Here is an 18,403-nt window from a genome sequence, read left to right on the forward strand (position 1 = left end):
ATCCCCCTTTTGCTCTAAAAGGTGGGCGGGTTAGCTGTCGTAGTCAATCGCGTGGCGCAGCTGTTTCTCGAATTCGAGCGCCTTGCCCGTTCCCAGGGCCACGCAGTTGAGGCTGTCATCGGCGATGGACACCGCCAGCCCGGTCTGTTCGCGCAGTGCCAGATCGAGATCGCCCAGCAGCGCCCCGCCACCCGTCAGCATCACGCCCCGGTCTACGATATCGGCGGCAAGGTCGGGTGGCGTCGCCTCCAGCGCCGTCATCACCGCCTCGCAGATCTGCTGCACCGGTTCGGCGAGCGCCTCGGCGACTTGCGCCTGGCTGATTTCGGTCTCTTTCGGCACCCCGTTGAGCAGGTCGCGACCGCGCACCTGAATGGACGTGCCGCGCCCGTCATCGGGCATCCGCGCGGTGCCGATCGAGGTCTTGATCCGTTCTGCCGTGGCCTCGCCGACCAGCAGGTTCTGCTGACGGCGCAGATAGTTGATGATCGCCTCGTCCATCCGGTCGCCGCCCACCCGGACCGAGCGGGCGTAGACGATATCACCCAGCGACAACACCGCCACCTCGGTGGTGCCGCCGCCGATATCGACCACCATGTTGCCGGTCGGATCGGTGATCGGCATGCCCGCGCCGATCGCCGCCGCAATCGGCTCGGCGATCAGGCCGGCGCGGCGGGCACCCGCCGAGAGCACCGACTGGCGAATGGCGCGTTTCTCGACCGGGGTCGCGCCATGCGGCACGCAGACGATGATCTTGGGTTTGGAGAAGGTCGAGCGCTTGTGAACCTTGCGGATGAAATGCTTGATCATCGCCTCTGCGGTGTCGAAATCCGCGATCACGCCCTCGCGCATCGGGCGGATGGCCTCGATGCTGCCCGGCGTGCGGCCCAGCATCAGCTTGGCATCCTCGCCCACGGCGAGCACCTTCTTGACGCCGTCCTTGATGTGATAGGCCACCACCGAGGGTTCCGACAGGACGATACCGCGTCCCTTGACATAGACCAGCGTATTCGCCGTTCCCAGGTCGATCGCCATGTCCGATGAAAAGAGACTGGGAATTCTGTCAAAAATTGCCATTTAGGTCTGTGTCCTGTCGCCCCAATGAAGATTTGCCCGCGACTCGGGAGGTCGGGGACCAAATGCCCTTATAGTTGGCGCCTTGCATGGGCGAAAGGGGCTGTTTCGACCCCGTAAGCACCAAACCGCCGCCCCGGTCTAGCCGTTGAGATGATCGAGCCGTGCACGCACCGACAATCCGTGCGCCTCAAGGCTTTCGGAGCGGGCCAGCGTCTCGGCGGCGGGCCCGATGGCGCGCAGGGCTTCGGGTGTCATCTTGGCCAGTGTCGTCCGCTTGAGGAAATCCATCACCGACAGGCCCGACGAGAACCGCGCCGAGCGTGCCGTGGGCAGCACGTGATTGGGCCCGCCCACGTAGTCGCCAATGGCCTCGGGCGTCCAGGCCCCGAGAAAGATCGCGCCGGCATGGGTTATGTCCTTAGACAGTGCGTCGGGATCGCTTACGCAAAGCTCCAGATGCTCGGGCGCGATGCGGTTGCTGAGCGTGGCTGCGGTGGCGAGGTCGGGCACCGTGATGATCGCGCCATAATCTCGCCAGCTTGCGCCCGCGATGGCGCGACGCTCCAGCGTTTGCAGATGGCGTTCGATGGCCACACCCACGTCGCGCGCCAGCCCCGCATCGTCGGTGATCAGGATCGCCTGCGCGCTTTCGTCATGTTCCGCCTGGCTCAGCATGTCGAGCGCGATCCAGTCTGCATTCTGCCCCTTGTCGGCGATCACCAGGATCTCCGACGGCCCCGCGATCATGTCGATGCCCACCTTGCCGAACACCCGCCGCTTGGCCGCCGCGACAAAGGCATTGCCCGGCCCGGTGATCTTGTCCACCGGCGCGATGCTCTCGGTACCATAGGCCAGCGCCGCCACCGCCTGCGCGCCGCCGATGCGATAGATCTCGTCCACGCCCGCGATCTGCGCGGCCAGCAGCACCAGCGGATTGGCCTTTCCGTCCGGGGTGGGGACCACGATGGCCAGCCGCTCCACCCCCGCCACCTTGGCCGGGATCGCGTTCATCAGCACGGAGGACGGGTAGGAGGCAAGGCCGCCCGGCACATAAAGCCCCGCCGCGCCCACGGGCGTCCACCGCCAGCCGAGCACCGCGCCGCTTTCCTCGGTCCAGCTCGCATCCTTGGGCAGTTGCCGTTCGTGATAGTCCCGGATGCGGGCGGCGGCGAGCTCCAATGCCTCGCGTTCGGCCTGCGGCACCTGCGCAACGAGGTCGGCCAGCTCTTCGGGCGAAAAACGCAGGGTCTCCGGCGTCAGCTCCATCCGGTCGAACTTCGCGGTCAGCTCGATCACCGCCGCATCGCCGCGCGCGCGCACGTCCTTGATGATGGCGGCGACGGTGTCATCCACGTCCGGGCTGTCCTCGCGCTTCATGCTCAGAAGGGCGGTGAACCGCGCCTCGAAATCGGGCGCTGTGGCGTCGAGCGTGATGGGCATGGCGGGTCCTTTCGGCAAGGCAGATAGCGGGGAGGTGAGTGTGTCTCAAGCCCGGGGTTTCTTTATGGCAAAAATACTCAATTCCCTTCGTCTGCCGAAGGTATCAGGCGTAGTGGCGGGGCTCCTTGCCCGACGGCGCGCGGTAGGGTCGCGTGACGTCCTTGAGCGTGACCTCGAGCGCCTCGATTTCGAGCCGGATCGCGCCGTCACCGGCCAGCGTCAGCAGCAGATGGCCCGCGCCGTCACCGGTCGGCTCGAAACTCACCGACAGCAGCGACAGGATGGTATCCGCGTCATTCCGGTCGATGCCCTGGCTCGCGACGCGCAGCACGTTCTCGACCACCAGCACCGATTGCACCCGCTCGGGCGCGTGCCGCTCGCGGCCCTGATCCTCCCAGCGGAAGCGGTTGAGCAGCAGGCCAAAGCGCCGCTCTCCCGCGCGCCATGTCATTTCGGTGATCGGAAAGACCGCATCCTGCGCGAGGCTGGAGATCACCTGCAGATCATCGACATCGAACGCACCCAGATTGAGCGGTGTCTCGCGCCCGTCTTCGAATTTGGCGTCTTCGGTCATTGGCCGCTGATCCTTTCGATCTTCGCCCCGACATTGCCGAGTTTCTCCTCGACGCTCTCATACCCGCGATCGAGATGATAGACCCGGTTGACCACCGTTTCGCCCTCGGCCGCCAATCCGGCGAGGATCAGCGAAACGCTGGCGCGCAGGTCGGTCGCCATCACCGGCGCGCCCTTAAGATGCTCGACGCCGGTGACCGTCGCGGTGCCGCCCTGCACGTCTATACGCGCCCCCATGCGCATCAGTTCCGGCGCATGCATGAAGCGGTTCTCGAAAATCCGTTCCTCCAGTACCGAGGTGCCCTCGGCGGTGCACATCAGCGCCATCATCTGCGCCTGCAGGTCGGTGGGAAAGCCGGGGAAGGGTTCGGTGATCACGTCAACGGCCCGCACGCGGCCATTCTGACGGCTGACCTTGAGGCCGCTCTCGGTTTCCTCGACCGAGACACCGGCGGCATCGAGCCGCTCGCAGAACGCCTGCACGAGGTCGATCCGCCCGCCGAGGCATTCGACCTCGCCACCGCAGATTGCGGGCGCCAGCATATAGGTGCCCAGTTCGATCCGGTCGGGCACCACCGGATGCGTCGCCCCGCCCAAACGGTCGACCCCCTGAATGGTGATCGTCGAGGTGCCCTCACCCTCGATCTGCGCGCCCATGCGGCGCAGGCAGTGTGCCAGATCCACGATCTCGGGCTCGCGCGCGGCGTTCTTCAGCACGGTCGTGCCCTTGGCCAGTGTCGCCGCCATCAGCGCGTTTTCCGTGGCCCCGACCGAGACGATGGGAAATTCGAACGTGCCGCCCTTCAGCCCGCCAGGCGCCTTGGCATGGACATAGCCCTCGCGCAGGTCCAACTCGGCGCCCATGGCCTCCAGCGCCTTGAGATGAAGATCGACGGGCCGCGCGCCGATGGCACAGCCGCCGGGCAGCGACACGACCGCGTGCCCGTCGCGCGCCAGCATCGGGCCAAGGACCAGGATCGAGGCGCGCATCTTGCGCACGATGTCATAGTCGGCCACGTGATTGTCGAGCGCGTGCGACGACAGCGCCAGCACCTTGCCGCCCTGCATCTGCGTGACCTCGGCCCCGAGCGATTGCAACAGCGTGCTCATCGTCTTGATGTCCGACAGGCGCGGCGCGTTGGTCAGGGTCAGCGGCTCCTCGCTGAGCAGCGTGGCGGGCATCAGCGTGAGGCAGGCGTTCTTGGCCCCCGCGATCGGGATCTGTCCCTTGAGAGGGCCATTGCCCGTGACGACGATCGAATCCATCTGCTCTACCCTTTGTCCTTGTCGCCGCTTGGCGGCTTGCCTGCCTCTTGTGTATCACGCGCCCGCATCTGCGCCTTACGCCGCGCGAGATTGGCCTTCAACGCCGATTTGAGCCTGTCCTCGCGGCTCTGCCCCTTTTTTGCGGGCTTGTCCGGTGTGGTTTTCCTGTTCATGCGATCTCTCTTACAGGAGCGGTGAAAAACCGTCCAGTTACCCCTTGCGCGAGGGGGCATTAGCGTCTAATCAGCGCGCCACGTGCTGCTGTAGCTCAGTGGTAGAGCGCACCCTTGGTAAGGGTGAGGTCGGGAGTTCAATCCTCCCCAGCAGCACCATTTGCTTTTTTGACCGGGAATTCCCGCGAGGTCTTTGACGGGGAACGGCGAGGCCGGAGTGTCATACACCCCATTTCGGACAGACTGCAGACGCGCAGGAACGACCGGTCCGAGCCTAGTCCCGCCTGTGAAATTTTTAATGTTTTAGATACATGTATCAGTGACCTGACGGACGTTCTTGGCAGGTCCAGCAAGATCGCTGAGCGGTTCCTGCGGCGGCACGGTTCAATCGACTTGCTCGGTCAGGTCGAACTTCCACGGCTCAAGCGTTCGATACGCGCCGCCATCGGCGCGGTCGCGGTGCCACCTCAGGCGGCGTGCTGGCGCAAGTGCCTTGCGATCCAGACCAGCACCACATCGGGGTCCTCGGGCAGTTCCACGGCCAGGCCCGCCGCGAATGTCTCGAATGCCGGGCGGTTGAGGTCGTTGACCCCCAAGAGCACCGGCACGGCGCGCTCCAGCGCAGAGACGATCACCGGATGAAAGCCGTGGCCCGTCGCCTCCTGCTTGCCAAAACGGTTGAGCATCATCAGGTCGGGGGCAAGCCTGGCAGCGCCAAGCCCGTTCGCGACCACCATCGCCGCCGCCTCGATGGCCGCGCCATCCAGACGGCACCCGGTGGAGTGCTGCCCCAGTTTCTGGCTGATATTAAGCCGCGCACCCGAGGCAAGGTCGATGAGGTCCATGTCGCAGGCGTGGCGGTCCGGCGCGGTGCAGGGCTCCGGCATCACGCCCGCGAGGCGGTGCCCCTCTGACCGCAACGTGGCGGCGACACTGCGCAGCGTGTCGTCGGCCCCGCCGCGCGATCTGGCATGGATGAAGGCAATTTGCATGGTCGTGTTCCTTGTGCAAAGGCCCTGCCGCCGGGCGCGCCCCGGCGGCAGGCAGACGCTCAGGCGATGGGACGCGGTTTGAGCGACATTTCGAGGAAATTGTCCTTGTAGGCGCTCTCGCCCACCTTGCGCAGAACACCACGGCCCAGCTTGTAGCGGTAGTTGCCGGTGACCGGATCGGGCACCGCGTGGCACACCGAGTTGGCCATCGAGCCGGGATAGTTGAACGCCGCCTGGGCCACGCCGGGGCGCATCTCGTCCGAGACGATGGCGACGGCGACGAACTGCCCGGTGGTGGTCTTGATATGGCCGTTCTCCATCAGCTTGGTGAAGCTCAGATCGTCTTCCTTGACGCCGATGGGCTCGCCCGACTGGACATAGACGGTGTCGTTGAACCCCTCGACCAGATCGCCCGATTCGATGCCATGCGGCGCGGCATCATCGGGGTGGATCACGATATGCGGCCAGGGCCAGCGTTTCGCCAGATAGGGCTTGCGCAGATCGTCAAAGCCCGACTGCCAGACCTCGTTCACACGGCCATTGGTGATCCAGATCTCGCCCTTCTCGGCGCGTGGCTTGATCGCCTCGTAGAAATCCGACCAACTGTCGTTCACCCACGGCGTCTTGAGGATGTTGGCCTTGCCGGTATGGGTGCCGAAGGCATAGAGCCATTTCTGGTCCTTGGTGTCGCCCTCGACCTCGCCCCAGTCATTGGCGGGATCATGCAGGCGTCCGGTGCCGATCATCTCGCCATTCACCATGCGGATCGGGGTCTGAATGCCCGTGGTGCCCAGTTCACGCAGCTTCTCGTGGCCCTTCTTGCCCTCTTTCTGCGCCTCCTTCACCAGCACGTTGTAGCTGAGCACGCCATTGCGCGAGAACCGCGCGGCCTCCTCAAAGACATCGTTGCTTTCGGCCCACTCGAACCCTTCGAGCCCCATCTTCTGCGCGAATTGGCCGATCGCCCACCAGTCGGGTTTTGCCTCGCCCGGCGCGTCGTTGAACTTGGCATAAAGGCGCAGGCGGCGCTCGGCATTGCAGCGGGCAAAATCCACCTCGCCCCAACCCGCCGCAGGCAGCACGATATCGGCGTATTGGGTGTTGAGCGGCTCCACGGGGTAGATGTTGCTGTCGACCAGCACCATGCCACCACTGTCCACGCGCGCCTTCAGCACCTCGACGAGGTGATCACGATCAACCGAGCGCGGCTGGTGCTCGTTACGCATCGTGAGATCGGCCACCCGGCTTGCCAGTTCCTGACTGGCCAGCATCGCCGGGAACCAGGTGACGCCCATGGTCCACATGAAGCGCACCTTGCCGTCCATCACCCAGCGATCGACGTTGAGCGGCTTCTTGCGGCGTCCGGGGTGCTTTTCGGGGCTGAGCCAGCCTTTGCCGGGGCCCGCGCTCATGCCGCCTCTCTGGTGCCCGCCGCCACGGCTGATCACCTGGCCGGGGCGGTTGCCCGCGCCGCAGATCAGGCCAAGTGTCGAGAGCGAGGCGGTGTTCATGTAGTTGTTGGACCAGTAATTGCCCTTTTCCAGCATGAAGGAGGTTTTCGGGCGGCTGCCATCCTCGCGCGGCTTGGCGATCATCTCGGCGGCGCGCTGGATATCCTCGGCGGGCAGACCGGTGATGCGCGCGGCCTCTTCGAGCACAGCGGCGGGCTCGTTGGCGATGAATTCCTGGAAATCCTCCCAGTCCGATTGCCAGCGGCCCCATGTGGTGCGCCATTGCCAGCCGGTGTTGCGGGTGCCGCGCCCGTAGCCCGATTCAAGCTCCCAGCGGTTGTTCACCCACGTGTCGATGAACGCCTGATCCTGCCAGCCGTTGTCGATAATGATCTTGGCGATGGCCAGATGCAGCGCGGTGTCGGTGCCGGGGATGACGGGCAGCCAGAGACCGCCATTCTTGATCCCGTATTCCACACCCATCGTCCGGTGCGGGGTGACAAAGATCATCTTCTTGCCCGGATTCTCGCCGCCCATCATCCATTCGGTGAAGAGCACCGTCTTGGTCTCATAGGGGTCGACGCCCGACAGGAACGCTACATCGCATTTGCCCCAATCCTCGTAGGTGGCGGCAAAGGAGTTGATCCCGGCATCATCGAGCCCGGTCGCGTCCGGCCCACGCATCGGCTTGTCGTGCCAGGCATGGACCGGCGTGCCGATCGCACGATCCACCAGCTTGCGGATGGCATAGGTGTTCTCGAAATACTCATAGGAAAACGTCTTCATCCCCCAGGCGTGCTCGCCGTATTTCGAGAGCACGTGTTGCGAGACTTCCGCCATCACATCCGTCACCAGATCCCAGCTGACCGGTGTGAGCACGCCGCCGATGCGCACCATCGGGTATTTCAGGCGGTCCTTGGTCGGCGTGTCGGGGTTGTAGATCTTCTGCGCCAGCGTGCCGCCGCGCACCGAGTAATTGCCGCCAGGGTTGACTGCCTCGGCATCGGCATCGGCGATGACGACAAAGTGGTGCGGCGTGCCGTCATGCATGCCGATATTGTGCTGACTGCGCGCGACCCATGGTGCGCCAAAGGTGGGAAAATCCACGCCAAAGGCGTTCTGGTCGGCCTGCGTGCCGCCCTCGCGGCCCACCGGCCAGCGGTAGACCTTGTAGGAACAGGCCACGATGCAATAGCTGCACGCAGTGGTAAGGATCTCCGCATCGGGCGGCGGAAGCGGGACGAATTCGCGGTTCTTGACGGTGGATTGTGCCATGTCTCTATCCTTTCTCACGCGCCGGTCGGGTTCTGGCTGTAGCCGTAGAACAGCCCCATCACCCCGGTCGCGACAATGTCGTCGCCGTCGATCTCAAGCACGATCTGCGGCAGGCTTTCGACCGCATGACCCGAGACCAGCATGCCGTGCTTGGTCAGATCAAACGTCGACAAATGCAGCGGGCACGGCCCCAGCACCGAATGCGGCTGCTTGAAATCCGCGGCCCCCATATAGCCGCCCTGATGCGGGCAGATGGTATTGAAGGCCACGATGTTGCGCCCCTCGCCCACACCGCCACCGGCGGCCTCGTCGAGCATGACAAGGACATTCTCGATGTCATCATTGGGGTAATAGAAGGTCGTGGCGACGCCCGGCTCCAGCTCCGAAAGACGGCCCACAACCGTGCGCACATAGGATGAGGAAACGAGTTCCTGCGCCTCGGCCCCTGCACCATAGGTAGCCAGCACGGTGATCGACGCACCGCCCAGGATCAGGAAATTGCGGCGGCTGAAGGACGTGCAGTCATGCGCCTTCGGGTTCGACTTGGTGACTTGGGTCATTTCAGAAACTCCGACCATGTTGCGGTTTCGGGCAGTTCCGGCGGCTCGGCCAGCATCGGCTCGTCCATCGAGAGCGCCTCGAGAAAGGCCACGAGATCGGCCTTTTCGCCCTCATTCAGCCCCAGCGGTTGCAGCCCGGCGCTCTGCCCCTCGCCGCCGCCCGCGTCGTAGAAATCGACAACCTCTTCCAGCGACCAGAGCGCGCCATTGTGCATGTAAGGCTCGGTCCAACGCAGCTCTCGCAAGGAGGGCGTGCGGAACTTGCCCTTGTCGCCCGGACGTTTGGTGACGTGGTAGAGCCCCAGATCGTCATCGCCCTTGCGATAGACCTCCTCGGGCACGCCCTTCTGGTAAAGCTCCCAGCGTAGCGTGATCTGATGAACCGGATCCTGCTCGAACTCCGCCGCAGCAGGCACGCCGGTGTCATAGAACTTCTGATCCGAGGCGAGCGCGCCGTTGTGGCACGAAATACAGCCCGCCTTTCCATTATAAAGCTCCATGCCACGCTTTGCGGCGTCGCTCATGGCCTCCGCATCACCTGCGAGATAGCGGTCAAACGGCACCTTGGTGGCATCGGTCACGATGGTGCGCTCATACGCGGCGATGGCGTCCCAGGCATGCGCGACCTGCGGCCATTCGGTGCCAAACACCTCTTTGAAGGCCGCGACATAGTCGGGAACGAAGCGCAGGCGCATCTCCATCATCGAGCCGTCACCATTGCCAGCAACGGCACCGCCCGCCGCGCCCTTGGCCTGCGATTCAAGCGACGTGGCGCTGCCCTCCCAGAAAAGCTTGTTGTAATAGGCGCTGTTGAGGATGGTCTGGCTGTTGCGCCAGTGCTGCGTGCCGGGATAGCCGAAACTGATGGCACCCCCGGTGCCCCAGCCCAGATCGGGCAGGTGGCAGGCCGAGCAGGGCATGGAGCCGTTGCCCGAAAGCCGCCCGTCCCAAAACAGCTTTTCGCCCAACGCAACTTTCTCCGGCGTCATCGGGTTATCGGCAGGAACCGGAGGCGCAGGCAAGGTTTCGAGGAGCGTGCCGCCTTCTTGCGAGAAGGCAAAACTTGCCATTGCAAGGACGGAGCCAACCGTCAAGATTGCTGAAGTCTTTTTCATCGAACCATCTCCTCAGTTCTTGCCAACGTCACGAAGCTCGTAGTCCGGGAGCTCGGGTTCGGTCACAGATGGCTCGTCGCCTGTCAGGCTTTCAAGGAAGGCCACCAGATCGGCTTTTTCTGTCTCGGACAGCTTCAGCGGCGTCATGCGACCATTGCCAGCGTTATAGAATTCCACCACCTCGGCCAGCGTATCGAAGACACCTGAATGCATATAGGGTGCGGTCTGCCCCACATCCCAGAGCGACGGTGTGGTGAACTTGCCGATATCGGCATCGTCCTTGGTCACGACATACTGGCCCACATCCTCGCGCAGGTTCATGTAATTGGGGGTGCCCATAGTGGCGTAATGGCGCAACATGGTGATCTGGCGCTGCGCCGTTTCCTCAAGCTTTTCGGGATCAAGGCCCAGAAGGTCAGGGTGATCCGGCACGCCGGTCGCGTGCATACCGCCATCCGAGAGCATTTCGCCCGAATGGCACGACGCACAGCCCGCCTTGCCCTCGAATAGCGCCAGACCGCGCTTGGCGGCGTCGGAAATCGCATTCTCTTGCCCGCGCAGGTAGGCGTCAAACGGTGCGTTCTCGGTGCGGATGGTCTTCAGGAACTCGCCGATCGCGCCATACATGCGCCCGCCATAGGGCTCGTTGCCATAGGCCGCATCGAACATCTCCATGTATTGCGGCACCTGCTTGAGGCGCTCCTGCGCAAGGCGGCTGTCCATGTGCATGGTGTGCGCCTCGGTCAGCATGTCGCGCACCGCGGTGCCGAGATCCGATCCGTCAAGCCGCCCGTCCCACATGAAATAATTGCGGTTGGCCACGTTGAAGAGGCCGGGTGCGTTGCGGAAATAGAGCAGGTCGCCATAGCCGTCCGACAGCGCCTCACCATCGCCCCAGCCCTGTTCGGGGTCATGACAGGACGCACAGGACAGCGCGGTATCGCCCGACATGCGGGCGTCGAAAAACAGCTTCTTGCCCAATTCTGCGCGCGCGGTGTTGACCTCTGCCGCGTCGGGCAGGGGGGCGAGCGGCGCGACCTCCTCCGCGCTTGCCATGGGCGCGGCAAGGCTCACTGCCAAGGCGGATATCCCGACCAGCAGCGCCGGTCTCCGCGTTGGTCTGGTTGATCGTGTCATCTGATCCTCCGATCTGGTGTTCTGCCGGAGCGCGTTGACCGCTTGGATCGGGCTGGCCCGCTCCTGGCTTTGACCGGAGCATAGCCACGCGCAGCCGCACGGTTGTTGCGGGCGCTGTGACGAAATGCGAAAAGTTGTGACGAAATGTGACGGAGCGATGAGGCCCGATCAGGCGGCGCGGCGCGTATCCAGCATGCGCCGCACATGGCGCGCAAGCTCCACCGGGTCGAGCGGCTTGGCCAGAACCTCGGTCGGCCCGCCCGGCAGCGCGACACCCGTGGGATTGAACCCGGTGCACAGGATCACCGGCAGGTCGGGGCGCATCTCGCGCATCGCGCGGGCCATCTCGATGCCGTTCATCTCGGGCATCACCACGTCCGAGATCAGCAGGCTGTGGCGCAAGGGGGCCTTCTCGAACCGCTCCAGCGCGATGCGCGGCGAGGTATAGGCCTCGACCTGATAGCCCATCCGCATGAGACCCCGACGCAGGGTTGCCGCCACCTCGGTCTGGTCATCGACGATCATCAGGCTTTCATGGCCGCGCTCGGGCACGGGGATTGCGGCCTCTTGCCGCATCTCGGCCGCGGCTCCCGGCAACAGAAGGCGGAACAGCGTGCCGTTGCCCGGGCTCGTCTCGACCGTGATCCGCCCACCCATGTCCTGCACCAGCCCCTGCACCACCGACAGGCCCAACCCGGTTCCCTTGCCCAGCGGCTTGGTGGTGTAGAAGGCGTCAAAGATGCGCGCGGCGCTGTCCTCGGACATTCCCGGCCCGTCATCCTCGACCACAAGTTCTACCCAGCCCTCGGCCCGCGTGGGCAGGCCCTCGGGCGGCACATCCATGACGTGCGCAGAAATGCGGATATGCCCCGTAGCATCACCGATCGCCTCAGCTGCATTGGCGGTCAGGTTCATCAGGATCTGGTGCAGATGGGTCGGATCGGCCTGCACGGTGACGGGCGTGCAATCGCGCACCCCCTCGATCCGGATCGTCGGCGGGATGGCGGCGCGCATCAGGCGGTTGACCTCGGAAATCGCGCCGCAAAGGTCGGTGGGCTGGGGCGTGCCCGGTTCGCGCCGGGCAAATCCTAAAAGCTGACGCACCAGCGCCTGCGCCCGTCGTGCGGCGATGTCGATCTGTTCCACCTCCTCGGCCAGGTCGCTGCCCGCCGCGGCATCGAGAGAGGCCAGATGCGCCGCCCCGAGGATCGCGGTCAGAATATTGTTGAAATCATGCGCGATGCCACCGGCCAAAAGGCCGACCGCCTCGATCTTCTGTGCCCGCGCCACCTGCTCGCGCGCCTGACGCTTTTCGGTGATATCCTCGCCGATGCCGAGATAGCTGTGGATGGTGCCATCCTCGGCGCGCAGTGGCAGGATGGTGCTGTCGACCCAATAGCTGCGCCCCGCCCGGTCGAGATTGCGCAGCACGCCGCGCCAGACCGCGCCACGCTCCAGCGTGGCGCGCAGATCGGCGTAGGTCTCTTCGGGCACCTCACCCGATTGCAGGAATTTGGGCGTGCGCCCGGTGATCTCGTCGCGCGACCAGCCCGACAGTTCTTCGAACCGGCGGTTGGCATATTGGATGCGGCCATGGGTGTCGGTGATCAGGATTGTGGCCGGGCTCTGCTCGACCGCCTGCGCCAGCCGCTGTTCGGAACGTTGCAGCGCACGGCGGCGCTCAAGCTCTTCGGTCAGGCGGATATTGGCCCCGCGCATGTCGCGGATCAAGAGCAAGATCAAAACCGCAATGCTCAGCGCCGCCGCCACCAGCAGCACCATCGCCAGAAATCCGTAGCCGATCAGCGTCTCGCCCCGCATCACCGCCGCGATGATCCGCTCGGTGCTGCGCGCCCGGCTGTCCATCCACAGCATTTCCAGATTGCGCAGCGCCAGGATCGCCTCGGTATCGTCGACCCTGACCAGCCGGTCGGTGCGCTCTGCGGGCCAATTCCCGTCCACGGCGCGATCCGCGATCTCGATGCGCGCGCGATAGTCCTCGATGGTGGCCCGGATGGTTTCCAGCGCGCGGCGCTCGGCGCCCGGCAGTGGTTCGGACAGGTAGCTGGCCATGACCGCATCGAACTGCGTCAATTGATCGATCATCCGGGTGCGATAGGCGTCATCCTTGCGAATGACGTAATTCTTGAAATTGTGGATGATCCCGCCATAGCCAAGATAACCACGCAGCGAACTGATCCAGACGCCTTTCTTCTCGGGGTCCTCGGCGTAATCCGTCCAGCTATCGGCGATATCGGTGAATTGCGCGCGTGTCTGCGCGCCGAGGTAAAGGCCGGTTGCCACCGTGACCAGCACCAGCAGCGCAGCGGCCATCGCAAGCTTGTAGGTGCGTTTGATCGAGGTCATGTCGGGCCTTTCCGAGTTCCGCTACAATCGCGCCATTGCCATACCGTGGCAAGAACTTGTGCGGGGATGCACCTCAATGACAGAGCGGATACTTGTCGTCGATGACGACCGTCAGATGACGGGCTTTCTGGACCGTTTCCTGACCAAGCAGGGCTTTGACGTGCAGTGCGTCGGCTCTGCCACCCGCATGGGATTGGCGATGGAGCATGCCGAGTATGATCTCGTTCTGCTTGATGTGGGCCTGCCCGATATCGACGGCTTCGAGGTGACGCGCGAACTGCGCCGCTCGTCGCGGCTGCCGATCATCCTGCTGACCGCACGCGAGGATGTGTTCGACAAGATCATCGGTCTGGAATTGGGCGCGGATGATTACGTCTCCAAACCGTTCGAGCCGCGCGAACTCCTGGCAAGGGTGCGCTCCGTGCTCCGCCGATCCAAGGCCATGGGGGCGACCCACGAGGCGCTGCCCGAGGTCCGCACCCTGCGCTTCATGGGCTTCGTGCTCGATCTGCCCAGGCGGCAACTTTCAGGGCCGGACGCGCGCGAGGTGGCGCTCACGGGGATGGAGTTCAATCTGCTCAAGGTGCTGGCCGAAAATGCCGGCGACGTGGTCAGCCGCGACAAGATCATGCAGACCATCTACGGCCATGCCATTACCGTGACGGACCGCGCCATCGACGCCCATGTAGCGCGACTGCGCAAGAAGATCGTGCGACCCAGCGACGAAGAGTCGCTGATCCGGACGGTTCATGGTGCGGGATACAGTCTCGCCGCGGAAGTGCACGCCGAGTGAGCATCCGACCCGCGCGACGATACCGGACATCCTGCACCTCGACGCTGAGCCGGGTTGCGGCCAGGGATGTTATCGCTGCCGGACGCGAGGCCCGCCGCGGTCGAGGGTGACATCCGGGGCTTGGGGCAATCCCGTGCGTTCCGGTTGCCGCCTCTACCGCGATGTCGCGCCAGTCCTCGGCCTGTTCCGACCAGGTTGCCGACGCGATGTCTCCTGAGCGAGCGTCTACATCCGTCTTGCGCAAAAGCAGCACTCGGGCAAAGATGCTGCGGTGCACGCGCGAGCAGTTGATGAAGGGGGATGCGGTCGTGAAGGACGCGCTGCGAGGCAAGGGCGCTTCGTCACTGCCTGCGTCTTCGCGGCACGCCGCGTGCCCCGGCTGCGGGGCGGGCACGATCATCACGGCGGTTCCGGGGGCTCGCTGCATATCGAAGAGAGGCCGTCGGATGTGAGGGCGGATCTCGATAGCGCGTTCTACGTCTCGAAGTTTTTCCGGCACGACCGGTTCGTTGCAACAGGTGACCGTTCCGCGTCGAAAATCTCGCGGAGCGGGGTGGTTCCCGGCTTCGGTCGGCCGGTGCGCTGGCGGCTTCGGGGCCGGATCTGACCTGACCTCGCAGCTTACTGTGAAAATCAACTGGCAGGCACGGCACCGGCATTTCATCTGGGCGCGCTATCGGCATCGCGAAGTCGATCACGACAGGGTCGGCGCCGGGTTGGGTGCGGGGCCGCTACTCGGGCAACGCCTGCACTGGCGAAGCGCATGAAAAAGGTGCCACGGCCGGGGCCGGGCACCCTTCAAAATCTTCAGAAAATCAGGACTGCTTGGCGTCTGCAGCCGTTGCCTCTGCCGGTTTGGCGGCAGGCTGCTGGCCATGGGACTGTGCAGGTTTGGCGGCGGATTTGTTGCCAGAAAGCGGATCGTCCTGACGCTGCACCGAGCCTTCGAAATGCGCGCCGCTTTCGATGGCGATGGTCTTGTGAATGATGTCGCCCTCGACCCGCGCGGTGGAGGTGAGGCGCACCTTGAGGCCGCGCACCCGGCCCACGATCCGGCCGTTGATCACCACGTCATCGGCGATCACCTCGCCCTTGATCGTGGCACCCTCTCCGATCGTCAGAAGATGCGCCCGGATGTCGCCCTCGATCGTGCCCTCGACCTGGATGTCGCCGGTGGTCTTGAGATTGCCGGTGATGTGCAGGTCGGACGAGAGCACCGACGCGGGGGGTTTCGCCTTGGCGGATTGGGTCTTGAACTCGCCCGCGCTGCTGTCGGGGCGGGCGCTGTCGAGACGGTTCTCGGGGGCGGCCGGTTTGCTCTCGGCGGGCTTCTGCGCGGGTTCGTTGATCTTGCTCTTAGAAAACATTTCTCGCTGCCTTGATATAGGTCATGGGGTTGACGGCCTTGCCGTCCACGCGGACTTCGTAGTGCAGATGGGTGCCGGTGGACCGTCCTGTGTTGCCCATATCACCAATTCGGTCCCCGCGCGAGACCCTTTGACCGGGCTGCACGCGGATTCGCGACATATGGGCATAGCGGGTCTCGATCCCGAAGGCATGCTCGATCTTGACAAGGCGACCGTAACCCGCCAGCCAGCCGGCATGGCTGACCACGCCGTCGGCGGTCGCAAAGATCGGAGTGCCGTGCGGGGCTGCGAAATCGGTTCCTGCATGCAGGCGCCCCCATCTCGTGCCAAATCCCGAGGTGAAGCGGAACCCGCTCTTGACGGGCAGGGCGAAGGGGGCCTTTTCGGCGGCAAGGCGGTACAGGTTGAGCTCGTCAAGGCGACCGAGAATGCGATTGGCGCGCTCTGCGTCCGGCGAAAGCGTCTCGCCGCGCGTCGAAAAGGAGGCGGGCATCAGCGGCCCGCCCTGACCGGAATAGCCCCGGCGCACCGTGTCGAGCAGCCGGTCGGTATTGAGGCCGGCGGCGCGGAACATCTTGTCGAGCGGTTCGACCGAGATCGCCATGGCGTCTTCAAGCTGGCTGAAAATCTGGTCGTTCTGATCTTGCAAGAGACGCAGTTCATAGGCCATTTCGTCGGCCCGGACGAGCGCCTCCTGCGCATCGGCGATGGTCTTGTCGCGCGCCGCGGCGGTATCGGCAAGAGCGGCGGACAGGAAATCGACCGTGCTGTCGCTGCCAGGGTTGCCGTTTTCGTCATCGCCGATTTCACCGCCCGCTTCGATCCGTGCGGCAAGGCGCTCGGCCTCGGCCTCGGCGGTCTCGCGTTCGGTCATCGTGCGCCGCAGCGTGGATTGGATGACCTCAATGCCGGTCTCCAGCTCCTGCCGCCGGGTTTCGGAGGCCAGCAGCTCAGATTGCATCGCGGAAATCTGTTCGAGCGCGAAACTGAAGCGTTCCTGCGCCGCGAGCGTCTCCTGCGCGCGCTTGTCGCGCTCGGCGGCAAGGGCATTGAGCCGCATTTCGTAGGTCTGAAGCTCGCGTTTGGCCTGTTCGCGGAAGTTGCCCGCGCCGATCGAATCCATCACCAGCACCGAGGTCGCGATGATCGACCAGGCCACGATGGTCGCGGCACCGCCGCATGCGATCAGCTGCGTCGCCGGGCCAAGTCGGATGAAGCGTGTGTCGGTATCGGAACGCAGAAAGACCCGTCTTTCGGGAAAGTAGCGTTCGAGGAATGAATGAAGCTTGATGCCGAGTCGTGTTCTCACGCGGTCTGGTCCCTTGTTGTCCTTCCACCAGTCGACGTTCTTTGAGGCAGTTGGCCGACGTCTTGGGCTAGTGCTTAGCCACCGGGCAGAGTTTGGGCAAGAAATTTGACCAAATAGAGGGGTCATCTGGGCCGTTTCCCGCCAAGTGGGCGGAAATTCGCCTATGCTCGACGGCGCGGTTCAACCGGGCGTTGCGGCACTCTCGGCCAGCGGCCAGTAGAAATCCGGCGGCAATCCGGCTTCGGCGCGCTTTTCCTCGTTGAAGGGGGGCTTCAGCGCGCCATGGAAATAACGCCGCACGCGGTCGTGAAAGACCTGCTTGGGATCGAGATCGTGGCGGCCGCAGAGGAAATGGAACCACTTGGAGCCATAGGCCACGTGATGCACCTCCTCGGCATAGATCACCCGCATCGCGTCAACCGCCCGCGTGGCCCCCGCGCGCTCGAAGATCGCGATCATGCCGGGTGTCACGTCGAGGCCGCGCGCCTCGAGCACCATCGGCACCACGGCAAGGCGGCCCATCAGGTCATCGGCGGTATCCTCGGCGGCGCGCCACATGCCCGCATGCGCGGGCAGGGCGCCGTAATGGCTGCCCATTTCCTCAAGGCAATCGCAGATCAGGTTGAAATGCTTGGATTCCTCATCTGCCGACTTCACCCAGTCATCATAGAACCCCATGGGCATCGCCGTGTCGGTGAATCGCGCGATGATGTCCCAGTGCAGATCGACGGCGTTCAGTTCGATATGCGCCACCGCGTGCAGCATGGCGATGCGGCCCTTGTCCGATCCGGGGCGGCGGCGCGGCACCTCGCGCGGGTCAAGCAATTCGGGTCGGTCGGGACGCGCCGGGCGCAATGGCGGTGTGGCCTGGCCCAGCGGGATGTCGCGGCCTGCCGCCCGCGCCGCAGACCACGTGGCCGCATGCGCGCGCGACAGTGCGGTCTTGGCGCGGCCGTCGGCTGTGCCCAGCACCTCGACGGCCTTCTCTGCAAGGGTCTTGGCACTCACAATGCGCGCACCGCGTCGAGCACCTCTTCGGCATGACCGGGCACCTTGACCTTGCGCCATTCACGCGCGATGCGACCCTCGCCATCGATCAGGAAGGTCGAGCGTTCGATGCCCATGAATGTCTTGCCATACATGCTTTTTTCCGTCCAGACGCCGAACGCCTCGCAGACCTCGTTTTCGGCATCCGACAAGAGCGGCACGCTCAGCCCGTGCTTGTCGCGGAATTTCTCGTGGCTGGCAATGCTGTCCTTGGAAATGCCCATGACGACGGAACCTGCGGCCTCGAACTCGACCTGCAGGCCGGAAAAGCCGACCGCTTCCTTGGTGCAACCGGATGTGTCATCGCGCGGATAGAAGAACAGCACCACGGCGCGCGGGCGCAGGGCCGAGAGTGTCACGCTGTCGCCGCCATCGCGCGGCAGGGTGAAATCGGGGGCGGGCTGCGATATGTCGGACATGGGCATTCCTTGTGATGAAAATTGTGAGTTCCATATTAGCCC

The 18,403-nt window shown here is 64.4% G+C and carries 16 protein-coding genes and 1 tRNA gene; 2 read left to right on the forward strand and 15 right to left on the reverse strand.

The genetic code is table 11. The annotated features are described in order from the left end of the window. Positions 1-30: 30 nt before the first annotated feature. From ACSSV4_RS10055 to ACSSV4_RS10075, 5 genes are all read right to left on the reverse strand, one after another. Positions 31-1,077 carry a rod shape-determining protein gene (locus ACSSV4_RS10055; protein WP_454275007.1) on the reverse strand — a complete coding sequence of 349 codons (1,047 nt, stop codon included), beginning with the start codon at positions 1,075-1,077 and terminating at the stop codon, positions 31-33. 138 nt (positions 1,078-1,215) lie between these two features. Further along, the gene (gene hisD / locus ACSSV4_RS10060) at positions 1,216-2,517 is read right to left on the reverse strand and encodes a histidinol dehydrogenase (RefSeq protein ID WP_454275008.1); all 1,302 of its coding nucleotides are present in this window, start codon (positions 2,515-2,517) and stop codon (positions 1,216-1,218) included. A gap of 103 nt (positions 2,518-2,620) precedes the next feature. Next, positions 2,621-3,091: a DUF2948 family protein gene (locus ACSSV4_RS10065; protein WP_454275009.1), complete on the reverse strand. Its 471-nt coding sequence runs from the start codon at positions 3,089-3,091 to the stop codon at positions 2,621-2,623. Further along, on the reverse strand, positions 3,088-4,356 hold the full coding sequence (gene murA, locus ACSSV4_RS10070) for a UDP-N-acetylglucosamine 1-carboxyvinyltransferase (protein WP_454275010.1): 1,269 nt from the start codon (positions 4,354-4,356) through the stop codon (positions 3,088-3,090). The genes ACSSV4_RS10065 and murA overlap by 4 nt, the downstream gene beginning before the upstream one ends. A gap of 5 nt (positions 4,357-4,361) precedes the next feature. Then, a complete protein-coding gene (locus tag ACSSV4_RS10075; protein WP_454275011.1) occupies positions 4,362-4,529 on the reverse strand; it encodes a hypothetical protein in 168 nt (55 codons plus the stop codon). 84 nt (positions 4,530-4,613) lie between these two features. Here ACSSV4_RS10075 and ACSSV4_RS10080 point away from each other — a divergent pair. Next, positions 4,614-4,688, forward strand: a tRNA-Thr gene (locus ACSSV4_RS10080). Positions 4,689-4,996: 308 nt separating this feature from the next. Here the strand turns inward: ACSSV4_RS10080 and ACSSV4_RS10085 are convergent. The 6 genes from ACSSV4_RS10085 to ACSSV4_RS10110 all read right to left on the reverse strand — a co-directional run bounded on the left by ACSSV4_RS10085 (position 4,997) and on the right by ACSSV4_RS10110 (position 13,426). After that, positions 4,997-5,521, reverse strand: a complete 525-nt coding sequence (locus ACSSV4_RS10085; RefSeq protein WP_454275012.1) for a DUF2478 domain-containing protein — start codon at positions 5,519-5,521, stop codon at positions 4,997-4,999. A 59-nt stretch (positions 5,522-5,580) separates the two neighbouring features. Then, a complete protein-coding gene (locus tag ACSSV4_RS10090; RefSeq protein ID WP_454275013.1) occupies positions 5,581-8,247 on the reverse strand; it encodes an arsenate reductase (azurin) large subunit in 2,667 nt (888 codons plus the stop codon). A 14-nt stretch (positions 8,248-8,261) separates the two neighbouring features. Further along, entirely contained in the window at positions 8,262-8,807 is a 546-nt protein-coding gene (locus ACSSV4_RS10095; RefSeq protein WP_454275014.1) for a Rieske 2Fe-2S domain-containing protein, read from the reverse strand. Then, positions 8,804-9,877, reverse strand: a complete 1,074-nt coding sequence (locus ACSSV4_RS10100) for a cytochrome-c peroxidase (protein ID WP_454275015.1) — start codon at positions 9,875-9,877, stop codon at positions 8,804-8,806. The genes ACSSV4_RS10095 and ACSSV4_RS10100 overlap by 4 nt, the downstream gene beginning before the upstream one ends. 57 nt (positions 9,878-9,934) lie before the next feature. Further along, entirely contained in the window at positions 9,935-11,059 is a 1,125-nt protein-coding gene (locus ACSSV4_RS10105; protein WP_454275016.1) for a cytochrome-c peroxidase, read from the reverse strand. Positions 11,060-11,227: 168 nt separating this feature from the next. After that, on the reverse strand, positions 11,228-13,426 hold the full coding sequence (locus ACSSV4_RS10110) for a hybrid sensor histidine kinase/response regulator (RefSeq protein ID WP_454275017.1): 2,199 nt from the start codon (positions 13,424-13,426) through the stop codon (positions 11,228-11,230). A gap of 76 nt (positions 13,427-13,502) precedes the next feature. Here ACSSV4_RS10110 and ACSSV4_RS10115 point away from each other — a divergent pair, with 76 nt between their 5' ends. Next, on the forward strand, positions 13,503-14,219 hold the full coding sequence (locus ACSSV4_RS10115) for a response regulator transcription factor (RefSeq protein ID WP_454275018.1): 717 nt from the start codon (positions 13,503-13,505) through the stop codon (positions 14,217-14,219). A gap of 815 nt (positions 14,220-15,034) precedes the next feature. Here the strand turns inward: ACSSV4_RS10115 and ACSSV4_RS10120 are convergent. From ACSSV4_RS10120 to ACSSV4_RS10135, 4 genes are all read right to left on the reverse strand, one after another. Beyond that, on the reverse strand, positions 15,035-15,586 hold the full coding sequence (locus ACSSV4_RS10120; RefSeq protein WP_454275019.1) for a bactofilin family protein: 552 nt from the start codon (positions 15,584-15,586) through the stop codon (positions 15,035-15,037). Next, positions 15,576-16,895 carry a DUF5930 domain-containing protein gene (locus ACSSV4_RS10125; protein ID WP_454275020.1) on the reverse strand — a complete coding sequence of 440 codons (1,320 nt, stop codon included), beginning with the start codon at positions 16,893-16,895 and terminating at the stop codon, positions 15,576-15,578. Before ACSSV4_RS10125 ends, ACSSV4_RS10120 begins: the two co-directional genes overlap by 11 nt. A gap of 180 nt (positions 16,896-17,075) precedes the next feature. Continuing rightward, a complete protein-coding gene (locus ACSSV4_RS10130) occupies positions 17,076-17,903 on the reverse strand; it encodes a ferritin-like domain-containing protein (protein WP_454275021.1) in 828 nt (275 codons plus the stop codon). Further along, positions 17,900-18,361 (reverse strand): peroxiredoxin, encoded by a 462-nt coding sequence (locus ACSSV4_RS10135; protein WP_454275022.1) that lies wholly within the window; start codon positions 18,359-18,361, stop codon positions 17,900-17,902. Before ACSSV4_RS10135 ends, ACSSV4_RS10130 begins: the two co-directional genes overlap by 4 nt. Between the last annotated feature and the right edge of the window lie 42 nt (positions 18,362-18,403).

This window comes from Roseovarius sp. MBR-154 (assembly GCF_053628595.1).